12 protein-coding genes and 1 pseudogene are annotated in these 14094 nt (G+C 39.0%); 6 read left to right on the top strand and 7 right to left on the bottom strand.

All coding sequences use genetic code 11. From position 1 onward, the window contains the following. From QNI22_RS13175 to QNI22_RS13160, 4 genes and pseudogenes are all read left to right on the top strand, one after another. Nucleotides 1–315: pseudogene (locus tag QNI22_RS13175) on the top strand (integrase core domain-containing protein); the annotation flags it as partial. Nucleotides 316–883: 568 nt separating this feature from the next. Next, nucleotides 884–1741: a hypothetical protein gene (locus QNI22_RS13170; RefSeq protein WP_314511142.1), complete on the top strand. Its 858-nt coding sequence runs from the start codon at nucleotides 884–886 to the stop codon at nucleotides 1739–1741. Between the two features lie 377 nt (nucleotides 1742–2118). Next, nucleotides 2119–2481, top strand: coding sequence for a hypothetical protein (locus QNI22_RS13165; protein ID WP_314511141.1), 363 nt, complete (start codon nucleotides 2119–2121; stop codon nucleotides 2479–2481). 62 nt (nucleotides 2482–2543) lie between these two features. Then, the gene (locus QNI22_RS13160) at nucleotides 2544–2717 is read left to right on the top strand and encodes a hypothetical protein (protein ID WP_314511139.1); all 174 of its coding nucleotides are present in this window, start codon (nucleotides 2544–2546) and stop codon (nucleotides 2715–2717) included. A gap of 19 nt (nucleotides 2718–2736) precedes the next feature. Here the strand turns inward: QNI22_RS13160 and QNI22_RS13155 are convergent, their stop codons facing one another. Together QNI22_RS13155 and QNI22_RS13150 are read right to left on the bottom strand one after the other, a co-directional pair. Further along, nucleotides 2737–3753, bottom strand: coding sequence for a sensor histidine kinase (locus tag QNI22_RS13155; RefSeq protein WP_314511138.1), 1017 nt, complete (start codon nucleotides 3751–3753; stop codon nucleotides 2737–2739). Beyond that, nucleotides 3735–4652, bottom strand: a complete 918-nt coding sequence (locus QNI22_RS13150; RefSeq protein WP_314511137.1) for a tetratricopeptide repeat protein — start codon at nucleotides 4650–4652, stop codon at nucleotides 3735–3737. The genes QNI22_RS13155 and QNI22_RS13150 overlap by 19 nt, the downstream gene beginning before the upstream one ends. A 621-nt stretch (nucleotides 4653–5273) precedes the next feature. Between QNI22_RS13150 and QNI22_RS13145 the strand changes: the two genes are divergently transcribed. Beyond that, entirely contained in the window at nucleotides 5274–6203 is a 930-nt protein-coding gene (locus QNI22_RS13145) for an amidohydrolase family protein (protein ID WP_314511153.1), read from the top strand. A gap of 81 nt (nucleotides 6204–6284) precedes the next feature. Here QNI22_RS13145 and QNI22_RS13140 read toward each other — a convergent pair whose 3' ends face one another. After that, nucleotides 6285–6500: a peptidoglycan recognition protein family protein gene (locus QNI22_RS13140; protein ID WP_314511135.1), complete on the bottom strand. Its 216-nt coding sequence runs from the start codon at nucleotides 6498–6500 to the stop codon at nucleotides 6285–6287. A 440-nt stretch (nucleotides 6501–6940) separates the two neighbouring features. On the opposite strand from QNI22_RS13140, the gene QNI22_RS13135 reads away from it, so the two are divergent. Next, nucleotides 6941–8611 (top strand): sensor histidine kinase, encoded by a 1671-nt coding sequence (locus tag QNI22_RS13135; RefSeq protein ID WP_314511134.1) that lies wholly within the window; start codon nucleotides 6941–6943, stop codon nucleotides 8609–8611. A gap of 474 nt (nucleotides 8612–9085) precedes the next feature. Here QNI22_RS13135 and QNI22_RS13130 read toward each other — a convergent pair whose 3' ends face one another. The 4 genes from QNI22_RS13130 to QNI22_RS13115 all read right to left on the bottom strand — a co-directional run bounded on the left by QNI22_RS13130 (nucleotide 9086) and on the right by QNI22_RS13115 (nucleotide 13982). Beyond that, a complete protein-coding gene (locus tag QNI22_RS13130) occupies nucleotides 9086–9400 on the bottom strand; it encodes a hypothetical protein (protein WP_314511131.1) in 315 nt (104 codons plus the stop codon). 423 nt (nucleotides 9401–9823) lie between these two features. Then, nucleotides 9824–11839 (bottom strand): sigma 54-interacting transcriptional regulator, encoded by a 2016-nt coding sequence (locus QNI22_RS13125; RefSeq protein WP_314511129.1) that lies wholly within the window; start codon nucleotides 11837–11839, stop codon nucleotides 9824–9826. After that, on the bottom strand, nucleotides 11820–12968 hold the full coding sequence (locus QNI22_RS13120) for a sensor histidine kinase (protein ID WP_314511127.1): 1149 nt from the start codon (nucleotides 12966–12968) through the stop codon (nucleotides 11820–11822). The genes QNI22_RS13125 and QNI22_RS13120 overlap by 20 nt, the downstream gene beginning before the upstream one ends. 135 nt (nucleotides 12969–13103) lie before the next feature. Then, nucleotides 13104–13982: a tetratricopeptide repeat protein gene (locus QNI22_RS13115; RefSeq protein ID WP_314511125.1), complete on the bottom strand. Its 879-nt coding sequence runs from the start codon at nucleotides 13980–13982 to the stop codon at nucleotides 13104–13106. Nucleotides 13983–14094 lie beyond the last annotated feature (112 nt).

The following is a 14094-nucleotide window of genomic DNA, read 5'->3' as shown; positions in this document are numbered from 1 at the left end:
TAATCCGTGTATTGGAACGTATCATTGAGGCGTATGGCAAACCAGAAAAACTTCGTTGTGACAACGGTCCAGAATTTATTAGTACCAAATTAAATGAATGGTGTGAGGCTCAAAAAATTGAATTATTGTTTATTCAGCCAGGAAAGCCAACTCAAAATGCTACTGGATCTGAGATGATGAATTGAACGGTTTAATGGCACGTTTCGCAGGGAGTTTTTAGATGCTTATTTATTTTCAAGTTTAAGACAAGTCAGAGTGCTATCTGAACAATGGCGGTTGGAATACAACACCTTGCGTCCCCATCAAAGTTTAGGGTTTGTAGCTCCTGTTGAGTTTGCCAATGCCAGCTAGGCTCTAATTATGACTGGCTCACTTTATAGGGAAGCTTACAGGTGCTCATATTTAAACTGATACCAGACCCATCCTCATCAATTGCGAAAAATTTATGGATTTTATTATAGGAACACATATAGCCATACTTCTCTATTATTCTTTGTACCTCTGAGGGATTTGCTTCTCTGAAAAAGTTTTTGTGGGAATGTTTTTCAAAAAGGGAATCAAACCTGTTTTTAAAGTCTATTTTTACTAAAGTTCTTTTTAACCTTTCGTTCATATGGTCTTCTTCTGTTTTAAACCTTACTCTACTACTTTGGCTAGTAGCTAAATGAATGTATGCATCTGATCTGAACCCACTTAAAGCCGGAAAGGTATTAAATTAAACCAATACTACTATGCAAAATCATTGTATGTGACCAGATCTACAGTATATTTTAAGTAGGATACACAAAAGCTTTACTAATATGCAATAAGGCTTTTTATCTTACTATAGGTAACTTTGAGGAAAAATATTCCTCAAACATAGTCCTGTAACTTATATAGTAGAATGATACAAATAGATGACAAGCTGCAAAATATCACTTTCGCTACCGCTTTTCTTTACTTTCTTGCCCTTTTAAGATTAACAGTTTACTATAAGTTTTTTGGATTAGATATTATTCCTTTCTTAACAGTGTATGAAGTAATCAAATCTATTTTTAATGCAAATCTGTTTATTGCAAGCCTCTTGTTGTTTGGCCTATATCTTGGGGTCAGATTTGTCCTTGCTGGAAATAAGAAGAAGGAAGAAAATAGGCCAGAGGAAAATTCTAACCTATCTGAAAGCGGCTTCCCCAAGCCCTCCCAAACAACCTTAAAAGATCTAAAAAGTAAACTACAACATTTGGTATATGCATGTATAGTAAATGTTGTGTGTTTTTGGGCTTTGTTCACCTTTGGAGATTTTCCTATAAAGCTCTTTGGACAGGATATTCGCATACTTACATTCACCGCATCTATGGTAGGACTTTTGGTGTATCTATTGAATAGTACCTCCAAAGTATCTAAACGAGATGTTGCGTACTATGCGCATATGGGATATAATTTTACGATGATATCAAATATAATGTATATCATATTTCTGGTGAATTTAACCACTGTTATTGCTTTTTATGAAGCTGAGTTTGTAAAGAAAGAAGAAAAAAATGCTATCAGTTTTAAAATAGATAATACTACAATTTCAAGTAATACAACGAATAGATTTATTGGGGTTACAGAAAATTATATTATACTATATAATCTGAAAGAGCATAAAACAACCTTGTATTTCAGAGAAGAAGTAAAGGAGCTGGAGTTTACAACTGCTGATTTACGACCTGCAACTAAAAAGGAAGAATCTGTAGACAGCATGCATCATCCACACTAGATGTGCTACATTACCAGAAGAAAATCAAAAAGCCCTCTATAAAATAGGGGGCCTTTAGTGAGTTAACCACTGAGCAGGTATTTCCTGCTTATTTTTTACGTATTTCTAAAAAAATAATACCTAGTATCGGAAATTACCGTCAGAATAAATACGCATTTTGCAAAACAGGTATTTATTCTCTTCTGTAAAGAGTATTTATTTCATAACTTTGTCCTAAAGCTTAGCCAGAAAACATAGTTCCACTTAGAGCCATTAAAAGCTCTTATTCAATTTACTATAGCTCCTATATACAATTGCCAGCTATTCCATTAATCCGCTGATTAGTTTTCTAGTTTGCATCTTTACCTATATACCGAGCAATATTCTCCTTGATGAAAATGAAAACTGGCTACCCGCTTGCTTGTGGCAGACTGTATGAGGTCTTTATACGGTGTGTATATTCAGATAATCCTGAATTGCTCAGAAATCACAATTCAGGTCGGATGATGGATTTGATTGTTGCGGAACAATGGACAGAAGAGAAAAAGCTTTCGGATGCCTTGCTCTCTGTTGTCAAACGAGATGTAGACAAAGCGTTGAATTATTTACTGGCTTATTTCCACAACAAGGACTCTTCAAAATTCAAATTGCAGGAGTTACAATCCAAAACGACTCAGGCTACCAACTATAATGAGATTATGCCTATTGTTTTAACTGCATTTGGGCTAATTTGTGAAGCTCAAGAGGTTGAAGAAAGATAAGGTATTTTAAAACCTTTCTGACATCTTAGTCTGTCCCGGACAATGGCTATCATATAAAAACAATGTCACCAGTTATACAATCCAGGATGTTTCCGGCTATTGCTATGCAGCTACTTTACTTGCTACCAGCCTTGTTTCGACTTACAACGCTGGCCCTTACGGATTCACATATTTCTATCAATAATGCTATGTCAGGTGGTTTTCAACTATGTGTAAACCACCTGATTTGTATTTAGGTGCTTCTGAAGCAGCATCTCAGGCAGATATTTTGAAGCTGAGTGTAATTTTCGTTCCCTGACCTACCTGCGAATCGATGGTAAGCTTTCCACCCAGTTCATGGGCTCTGGTTTGCATGTTATTTAACCCATTGCCTCTTTTAACTTTGACTTGGTCAAAGCCTATTCCATCATCGGCAATCTCCATATGAATCCAACCTTTGCTTTCACGCAACTGAACCGTTACTGAGGTAGCCTGTGCATATTTGGCGATGTTATTGATCGCTTCCTTAAAGATCAGGTATAAGAACTTACGAATGTTCATATCCAGTTGCAGATTTGCTAATGCATGATCAGCCCCAAATACAAAAACAATGTTGCGTGATTCCAGAAGCGGGTAGGCAAACTCTTTCATTCTCACAAGTGTATGTCCGAGGGCAGCATTGTCAGGTTTGATAGTCCAGATCAGATCATTAATGGAAGAAATGCTAGTATGAGCCTGTTGGCTAATGTTTGTCAGAATAGGCAAGGTTCGTTCTTTTTCTGCATTATGGTTGTTGAGTAACAAGTCTGAATACAAAGCAATGCTACTTAGATTGGCACCCAACTCGTCATGAAAGTCAGCCGCAATACGATTCCGAATCCGTTCCATTTCCAGTCGTTTATGGAGTCTGTATCTTCGATAGCCTACTATGACTGCTATACCAGTCAACAACAAACCGGCAATCAGCAGAAATACATTGCGACGCTGTACAGCCAGTTCCAGCGATTGTGAACGATTTTTCTCGTTAAGTAAAGCAATTTCCTGCTGGCGTTTTTCGGATTCATACTGAGCCAGTAGCTGCTGGCTTGTTTCAGCCAGTTGTAAGTGAAAGGTAGAGTCTTTGGCTTTTGCCGCCTCTTCCATAAACTGGACAGACTTCTCAAACTTTCCCATATTGCTATACAACTCAGCCAGAGCCTGATTGGATTTATACAATTCATCAAAGTCATTGCTTTTCTGAGCCATCGCCAAACCTTCCAGATAATACTTTTCGGCTAAATCAAACTTCTGCATTTCCCGGTACATTCCGCCTGATTATGCAGGTTTATCCGCAAAGCTATCGGAGCTTCCAGTTCACGAGATAGCTTTTCTCCCCGTTTCAGATAGATTTCTGCCTGTGTATAGTTTTTGTTGTTGATCAACATACGACCCAGATTGACTAACAAATCGGTTTGCAGCAAAGCATAGTCACATTGTTCTGCATGGAGTAATCCGCGTCGGTAGTAAACAATCGCAGTATCTGCCTGATTGATGTTATCATACAGATTGCCTATCAGATTTTCTGTAATTGCCATGCTTTTTACATCTTTGTCTCGTTGGCCAATTTTTAAGGCACGCTGGTAGTAGGGCAATGCCCGGTCATATTGCCGATAGGATGAGAGGATATTGCCTATACTCTGGTATTCACTTGCACTTTCCTGATGGTATTTTTCCTGAAGTTTAATCGCCTTCAGGCTATATTTCATAGACATATCCAGTTTATCGAGCCGTCTATACGCAGCGGCAATATTGCCTGGAGCAGCTATTTTAAACATGGGGTCAAACTTTGTCGGATTTTGTTCAATTACCTTTTCCGCTTTCAGGTAATACGCCAGAGTCGCAGCCTTATCACTTTTATGATAGGCCATTGTCCCTTTGAGAAAAAACAGGCAATAGTCAATAAATGCTTTTTGGGCTGACTGTTCTTGTTTTAGCTTGTATAATATATTGATTAACGAGTCTGCCCGGTTATATTCTCCCCGGATCATATATTGAAAGCCGCAATTTTTTATTGAGAGTATATATAGTGAATCCTTGGGTTGGGTATGCAGAAACCACTCTAACGAATCCAGAGACTTTGGAACATAACGGGTACGCTGGGCTTGAGAAGGATAAGTTAAACTAAGAAGGCAAAGAAGTAAGAGATATCTCACTGTTTTCTTTTTGTAGGTAAACTATTTATAAACATTTTAAATGTATCGAAGCTGAGGCAATGGCATTTGTATCGTATGTATAACTAGTCACAGAATAATGCATAGTCTATCTGTGAAAATAAAACTATTATGCGGTTTTTTCAGCTTTTAGTAAAGGATCCTATATAAAAGTAAGCACATTTACCTTTTCTTTCTAAGGCATACCTTATCAGGAAAATCTATAAATCCCTGATTTATATCCTACGCTATTCAATGCATTGTGATAATATGCGATAGTTGGGAAGCTACTCATTGCTCGGTTTTTCACGTATAGTATAAAGGTTTGATTTTAAGAATAGAAAAAAGTAATGAGATACAATCAATTGGCTATACTTGCTCACTAACAATCAAATAGAATTGCAAAACATGCACAAAAGAACTATTTTTAGTTCTTGCCCTGATTTGACAAATTGCTCGTATAGATGTCTCGGTTTAATGGAACCGAACTTGATAAGTGTTTTTTAGACAGCCTTCCTCTTTATCGTAAATCTTCCTATAACAAAAGGCATTTTTCTGCTCCTGTTTTTACTAACGGGACTGTCTTGTTTTGCTCAAACTAAAAAAACTTTACCTGTGATTGACATGCATTTGCATGCTATTGGTGCCAATGATCAGGGACCACCGCCTTTGAAAATGGGCGTACCATTTGATAATTTTGGTTACCATAACCCAAAAAATGAATATGGTTCTACCTTTATGGAGGCTCTGAAAACAGGCAAATGGGCCAAACGGTCAACCTCTTCACCACTCACTGATGACTCACTGCAAGTCCAGACATTACGAGCTCTCAGAGCCAATAATGTATATGCAGTAACGAGTGGCGATATGGGCACAGTTCGAAAATGGCATACTCAGGAGCCAAAACGAATTATGAAAGGGGTATACTGGGACTTCAGATCGGTGAAAAAGAATGGATTAACTGTTGACTCCTTACGAAAACTTTTTCAATCGGGTGAGTTTGTCGTATTTAGTGAAGTAGCCATTCAATATGAGGGTGTCTCGCCAAGCGACACCGCTTTTGAACCTTATTTAAAGATGGTCGAGGAACTGGATGTTGTAGGTATTCATGTGGGGCCAGGTCCTCCGGGGGGTATCTATCTGGGGGCACAAAAGTATAGAGCTTCTCTTCACAGTGCGCTTGTGTTGGAAAATGCTCTTGTTAAACACCCAAAATTAAGACTATATGCCATGCATACAGGCTGGCCTATGATAGATGATATGTTGGCCGCCTTATATGCACATCCGCAATTATATGTCGACTTAGGATTGATTAGTTATCACATTTCTGATAGAGAGTTTTATTTCTATCTGGAACGATTGGTCAATGCCGGATTTGGTAAACGAATTATTTTTGGCTCTGATAATATGGTTTGGCCACAGACAATAAAAATTGGAATTGACAGGATAAAAAATGCAACTTTTTTGAGTGAGGAGCAAAAGAGAGACATTTTATTTAATAATGCCACCCGTTTTTTGAGACTGACCCCTGAACAAATCAAAGCGATGTACTAATCCATTGTTAACAGAAGAATATCTATCACCATCAGATAGCTCAATAAAGCCGATCTTGTACAAGATCGGCTTTTGTATGTATTACCTTTTCCTCGCCTGTTTGAAATACCGTTTATACTCAAATGGATCACGCCACTCGATGTTATGCTTGGGTATGCCTAGCTGCTTGAGCCATGCTGGGACAAAGAAGCTCGGACAACCTTTGTTGTCAAACTGGTTATGTCCGGCAATCTTGACATTGGGCGCATAGCCTAATAGTTCACTGTAATTAGTGCATACTATCTTCAACTTTCCCAAATAAATTTGCTATTACGCTTTTATCCTTTCAGGAAAATCTCATGTATATCGAATCCGATTTTGTATGCTGTAAGTTTAAAGACTTCCATCTCCAGATTGACCAGAACAGTTATATTCAGATCCCACCTTTTGTTAATATATCAGAGGTATACTTTTTTTACAGATAATTATACAAGCAATAGACATAAACCAGATAATCTATCGAACCAGAAAAAATATGTCATACTTTTCTCCAGTCTGAGAGTATTTATTGTTCGTAGGGCACTACTGCCTTATTTGTAACACAATACGTTAATAAGGCACTATCAGATATCCCTGTATAGTGGGAAGATGTGGATGTCATTTATAACGGGGAACTATCCATCAAGGTGATTCAGATAATAGAAACACATTTGAGCTTATAGAAATTACTACCTTATCGTTTAACTCTTCTGTGCTATATGGAAAATGCCGAGCAGACCGGAGAAGAACAAAACGTTTTCCCACTGAATGTTGCTTCAGAGAGCATTCCTTCACGAAACGAATCAGCGCGGGTTGAGCAATTGGAAAGACTGCTTGCACAGAGTTATACCCGTTTTGCACTCATTGCTAAGGCTACCCGTCAGGCAATCTGGGACTGGAACCTTGTCACCAATCAGGTTTGGAGAAATGAAGGTTTTGCTACCTTATTTGGCTATACAAGCCAAGATATTGGCCCTGATATAGAATGGTGGTTTGCCCATATCCATCCTTATGACAGAGCCCGTATCAGAGACAGTATTACTGCTGTAATAGCCAGTAAAGGGCATCAGTGGATAGAACGCTACCGTTTTTTTGATAAAACAGGCATCTATCACTTTATTCTTGATCGGGGGTATATCGTATACAATGAAAAAGGTGAGTCTTATCAGATGCTTGGCTGTATGGAGGATATTACCAAGCAAAAAAAGGCTAAGGATGAACTGCTGGAAAGTCAGCACAAGTTTAAGCTGCTTTCCGAAACTATTCCGCAACTGATCTGGACAGCAACACCGGATGGACTGGTAGACTATGTCAATTGCCGATGGATAGAGTATACAGGATTAAGCATGGAACAATCTAAAAACTATGGATGGGCAACGGCTTTCCATCCTGATGATTTACCCACTTTACAAGAACACTGGCAGAAAACCCTGTATACTACCAATCCCCATCAGGTCGAAGCCCGAATCCGGAATGCAGAGGGTATTTATCGCTGGTTTTTGATTCGGGCAATGCCTCTGAAAGACTCCCATGGGCAGGTCATTGAATGGTTTGGCACCAATACCGACATTGAAGAACAGAAAAGACTCGCTGAACAGTTACAGACGCTTACCGAGCAGCTTTCTGTTGCCAATGACACGTTGCAGCTTACCAATGATCGCTTGAGCAGAACCAATGAAGAACTGGATCAGTATGTGTATAAGGTATCGCATGATATCCGTTCTCCAATAGCTTCTATTGTGGGTCTGTTATCACTACTCGAACAGGAAGAGCTTTACGGACAGGCACGAGTCTATGTAGATTTAATCCGGAACCGGATTGGACGTCTGGACGAGTTTATCCGGTCTGTACTGACCCATTCGCGCAGTGTCAATACCGCAGTGACAGCAAAGCCGATTGACTTTAACCAGATTATCGAGCAGTGTCTGGAGGAGATCTCGTATATGCCGGATATGGATAAAGTAGAAATCTATCGGCAATTGCCTGCATCACGTAGTTTTTATGGAGATGAACTTAGAATCAGCATTGTCCTGAAAAACCTGATAGCAAATGCGATTAAATACCGCAGAGAAGAGGTCAGATGTATAATCAGTATTCGTGTGTGCCTGCAGGGAAGGGAAGCTGTTATTGAAGTAGAAGATAACGGACAGGGGATTGAAGAAATCTACCAGCAGAAGGTATTTACTATGTTTTTTCGAGCCAATGAGAAAGCAGAGGGATCAGGATTAGGACTGTATATTGTTAAACAGGCTGTAGAACGTATGGGTGGGAGCATTACACTGAAAAGCCATCTGAAAAAAGGCTCTCTTTTCACTATTACATTACCCAACTTACAGGAAGATGATAATACTCAGGTAAGTGATAAAACGGATGAATGCAATGTAGAATGAACGTAGTATGAAATCTACATTGCATTTGTTACTAGGTGCAAAGGCATCAATGGAAAGACAGTTTTTTATCACTCTGCTTACAGTCTCACTACATTTAATTTTATACAGGCATCAATCACTATATATGCCTGATTGCTAATATCATACATATCATAGAGTCTATCAGATGTAGTACTTTCATAGTCTGCAATAGCTTTTTGGCTCGTTGTAGACCTAAAAGTAATCTTTTCGTATAAATGGAGTTAATACTTGTAATAGCCGCTTGTTCTTTATGAATGATAGCAAGCAACGCTTTCGTATCTGCCTTTACAGGTAGATTGTATTCTATCTGTATAAAATCCAAAGAAGCTTTGTGAGAAGTAATTGGTTTTCTGAATCCAATATATGAGAGTTTTATTGGTACAATTAGTTGGCAGGTTATTGATATAATCTTGCTTCTAGGCCTTTATACCTAAATTGGAAAATAGCGAGATACTACACTTCTTTACTAAGAAATCTGGACATAAATAATTCAAGGATTACATATACTGGATTTGTTATATCTATTAGATTACTATGTATGGTTGGATTATTCTGATAGTATACCATCTTCTCTTTTATCTTTGAAAGATCATATAAAAATCTATCTCTTATAGCTTCCTGATCATTCGTTTCAATTAGGATCTGTACATTTTCAATAATCTCCAACATACCTTCGGGATCTGTCTCTCTCACTTCAATACTCTCAATTTTTCTAAGTAGCTCTTTTATAAAGAGCTTTGTGCTATGGTTATTAGTATCCAGTAACATTTTGACTTATTTTAGATAAAGACCTTTTAATTTTTTAGACTGCGGGCAAATTCTATCTTATTCTATAACATCGTACACCCTTATTGCTAGTTATACTAGCTGTTAGCCAATTTTTTGACTTAAATTGAAGAATGACTGCTTTTGTTTTGATTCGCTCCCTATTTTTGTCGATAGGAAGAAGTAAATCCTTCAACAACGTACAGGTTGGGATTTTTTCAATGAGAATAGGCTAATAAAACCAAAGAAGTATAAGCATATTTTGGCCTCCATTAAAAATCTGGTTCAAAACCTGTCAAGCCAACGGCATGAGTTGATTTTAAAAGAGATAGCTCACTGATTGATAGAGAATTGAATGCTTTTTACTCAATCACCATTTTGAGTAAATCCTTCAAATTAAATTGGATAATTCATTTAATGAAAGCCTCAGATGTCTACTTTACGGATACCCAGTTTTTCCATACGTGATTCCAGCGTGGTTGGTTTTAAGTTGAGTAGTTCAACCGCTCCGTTTTTCCCACGTATACGGCCGTTAGTTTTCTTGAGAACAGATAAAATATACTCTCTTTCTGTTTCCTGCTGCAACAGCTTTACATCAGATAGGGTCTTAGGCGCCCCAAAAGCAGGTAATATGCCCTGCTCAGGAATGGAGATCTTATTGATCAGTGGACGTCCCAGGTCTAATGGGCTTTGTCCGTCATTGATGATAACTGCCTGTTCAATTATATTTTCCAGTTCCCGAATATTTCCCGGCCATTGATAGTGTAAAAGTTCACCCATTGCCTTTTCTGTGATTCCATAGAATTGTTTACCAATTTTCTTACAAAGCTTCTGAGCAAAAAAGCTGGCTAATAAAGGGATATCCTCGCTCCGGTCGCGGAGAGCAGGCAATGCTATAGGAAATACATTCAGACGATAATATAGATCCAGCCGGAACCGACCTTCTGCTACTTCTTTTTCAAGATTGCGGTTGGTTGCCGCAATGATTCGTACATCAGTTTTAATGGGACCTCTTCCTCCCAGACGTTCTATTTCTTTTTCTTGTAATACCCGTAGTAGCTTGGCCTGTAGTTCCAGAGGCATTTCTCCAATTTCATCCAGAAAGATGCTTCCCTGATGGGCTAGTTCAAACTTACCGATCCGCTTATCAATAGCACCGGTAAACGCGCCTTTCTCATGTCCAAACAACTCTGATTCAATTAGGTGAGCTGGCAGAGCTGCGCAATTTACTTTCACCAGTAACTTGCTTTTACGTGAAGATAGATTGTGAATAGAACGGGCAATCAGTTCTTTTCCGGTGCCGCTTTCTCCCAGAATCAGCACCGACGTATCGGTACAAGCCACTTGTGTAACCTGATCGAATACCGAACGCAGAGAGTGGCTTGCTCCTACCATCTCCTCAAAATTGGCAGAAGTTTTTACCTGTTCCTGTAAATAGTGATTTTCCTGTTCCAGTTTTTCTTTTAGCTTTTCTATCTGCTCAAAGGCTAGTAAGCGATCCAGTGTAAGTGTTAATGGATTTTTTAAGTGTTCGAGTAAAGAAAGATGTCCGGAACTGAATACATGGGCTTGACGGCTAAAGAAAGAGAAGATAAAAATGCCTCTCTGAGTCAGTTGCAAGGGCAGTATCAGATTTGATTCCAGTCGGAATGTTTTGGCCAGTAGTTGAGTAAAGGAGCAGCTTTGGCTTAGTGCCCTGAAAGCATCTCCGTTATACAGGCCAGCGGCCATGTGGGGGTAGCTAGCCAACAGAGCGTTAATTTTCTCCAGAGAAAATCCGCTCATTTGGGATAGCTCACTCATACCTATGCACTGATATTCTTCAAAACCGATTCGGAAGAAACCACTTAACGGGTAGGCTTCCTGATCAGTGATTATCCCGGCCAGTAGAAAATCAAAGGGAATGAATGTCTGGAAGAGTTGGGCAGCCTGCAGAAATTTCTGTTTCCATTCGCCTGATAAAGAAAAGGTATCGGAAAGAGCAATTTGGAGCGTCTGTTCCTTACGCAGATACGTTTCCACACTGTGTGCATGCCGGTAAAGAGCCATCTGTAGAGTTATTAATACATCTTTTTCACGAAAAGGCTTCACCAGAAATCCATACGGATGGGTGGCTTTAGCTGCCTCTACTATGCTTTGGTTGGAGTTGGCAGAAAGATAAATAAAAGGGATACTCATCATACTCAGTTGCGCAGCTAAATCAATTCCTGTTTGCTGTCCTTGCAATACAATATCAAGTAAGACAACATCGGGTTTCTGTGTGGCAATCAGCTCCACGGCTTCTTGTACCGAAGATGCAATTCCGGTAACCTGATATTCCGCTTTTTCGAGGATAATCTCCAGATCATTGGCTACTACAAATTCATCTTCCACAATGAGAACATTCCGTCCTATATGAGTAGCCAATAAAGAAAAGTCTGTTTTATTTTGCCTGGATGCCATAGGAATGCGAGAGTGAAGAATGGGTGAAGAGTACACTAATTTTTAAACCGTCTGTATTTTCAAGAGTAAGGATTCCGCCTAACTGTTTGCTTAAACCTTTCATTAGCTTCATGCCCAGAGAGCGAGTAGGAAAGATATCGGCAGTATTTACCAGACCAACTCCATTATCAGCAAGAGTAAGCAGATAATTTGACGGGCTAACCGCACGTAAAGAAAGATAAACTATACCCTCTCTATCCTGAGGAAAGGCATATTTAAGGCAATTGGTAACTGCTTCGTTTATCAGCAAGCCCAAGGGAACCGCAATAACTACATCCACTTCGATGGGGATAATTTCTAACCGAAACCGGATACGTCCATGCAGGCTATACGAATCACCCAGATTCTCTACAAGTTCCTTTATATACTCCTCCATAGCTATTGTAGCAATTTTATCAGACTGATAGAGCTTCTGGTGAATAAGTGACATAGCACGTACCCGATGCTGACTATCTACAATGGCAGATAACGCTTTATCATCTTCCAGATAGGCCGCTTGGGAGTTGAGCAGACTCATTACTATCTGCAGGTTGTTTTTTACTCGGTGGTGTATTTCTTTCAGCAACCATTCTTTTTCTTCCAGTAACTCATCTTTATTGATCAGTAAACTTTCTTTTTCGGCCAGAAGCTGGCTCAGCGACTCGTTTTTCTGATTGATTTCTTGTTGTTTGCTCTCCAGAAGTTTATTACTTTGCTGCTTGATATGATAACGGCTATAGACAAGTACAAGCAAGAGAAGTAAAAGGAGTGAGCCAATAATAAAAACGGCTTGCTGAAAGTCTTTCTGCTTTAGCATGGCCTGCTGTATTTCATTCTTTTTGGTCAACAATTCGATGTGCTGCACCTTTGCCTGGGTTTCATATTGAATCTGCAGACTGGCAATCTGTTTGCTTTTCGCTTCGTTAAAGATAGAATCATTTAACAGTTTATAGTGCTGGTAGTGTCTGAGTGCTTCTTTAAAATTGCCCTGGGTAGAATCCAGCTTAAATAATAATAGCTGATGAAGTACAGCTTCGTTTAAGTAGTTAACCTGCGCATTGACCTGAACCATTTTAGTGAAATAATACCTGGACTTTGTGTATTCTTGCATAGACAGATATAATTCACCAGCCACCTGGTAGACTCCCATTTTGTAAGAATCATTAAAAAAAACAGGATCTTTACTTTTGTCTATTTCCTGTAAATACTGCTCAGCTAATAGAATATATTTTCTGGCTACTAAATACTATTTCAAAGCACTATAACACTGTGCTTTGAAAAGAGTAACCATTGCAACACTTTTGAGGGAAGCTGGTGGTGTATCTTTGGTAATCTTCTCAATATACAGCAGGGCATCTTTTGATTTTTGCTCTTCCAGCAGAACATTGACAGCCAACGATAATGTATTGAATACATCCGACTCTCTGTTGGACTTCTGAACATGTAGGAGTGCTTTTTCACAACTTTGTAAAGCCTCATCCGGTTGCTTTAGATCGTGATACAAATAGCCTAGCTGGATGTAATAAAAAGAGAGGCGTGTAGTATCCTTTGTCTGCAAGGAATTTTCCAAGGCAGCTAATCCATACCGTAAGGCCTCCGGATAATTTCCTAATGTTCTGTATACACCCGAAAGCAAAGCGTATGTCGGGTGAACAGAGCTGTGATGGATAGAGCGAAAGAGGGTAAGCGTATGCTCTAGCTCTGCAATTGCCAGTTTATGATTTCCTTGCTGATGGTGCATTGCTGCAATTGCTTGTAATGTACTGGCTTGCTTTTCTGTGTTACCTGCCTTCCGATAGAAAACAAATGCCTGCCTGTAATATTTAATTTTTGAGTTTAACTCCACACCTGAGTTCGCATAGATATTACCTTTTTTCTGAAAGGCCTCTGCTGTTTGATTCGCGTTAAACTGTTCTAATTTACGTACCTGATTTTCGCTTCTGAGAGAGTGCTTCTGAACTGGATGTGGATCGGTTTTTCTTTGTGCGTGACTTCGCCTTAGGCTAGCGGTTAAAGTCTGGCTTGAGGCTACAGGTTTTAATAGTATAAAGAAATTTACCTGTATAAGGAAAATAGATAGCATCCCTGCGAGAAACAGACAAATGGTGGAAAAATAAGAGTTCATGGATAAACTAAAATCATTGGAATATTACTAGAAGGAAGTTTGGATTTGAATTTTCTCAAGTATACAAACAGGGAAAGGTTTGAATGAATACGAATACATTGGTTTTTATTTT

Origin of the sequence: Xanthocytophaga agilis, assembly GCF_030068605.1 — a bacterium.
Classification (GTDB): Bacteria; Bacteroidota; Bacteroidia; order Cytophagales; family 172606-1; genus Xanthocytophaga; species Xanthocytophaga agilis.
Note: the sequence above shows the minus strand (reverse complement) of the source record. Positions and strands in the feature narration are given on the sequence as shown.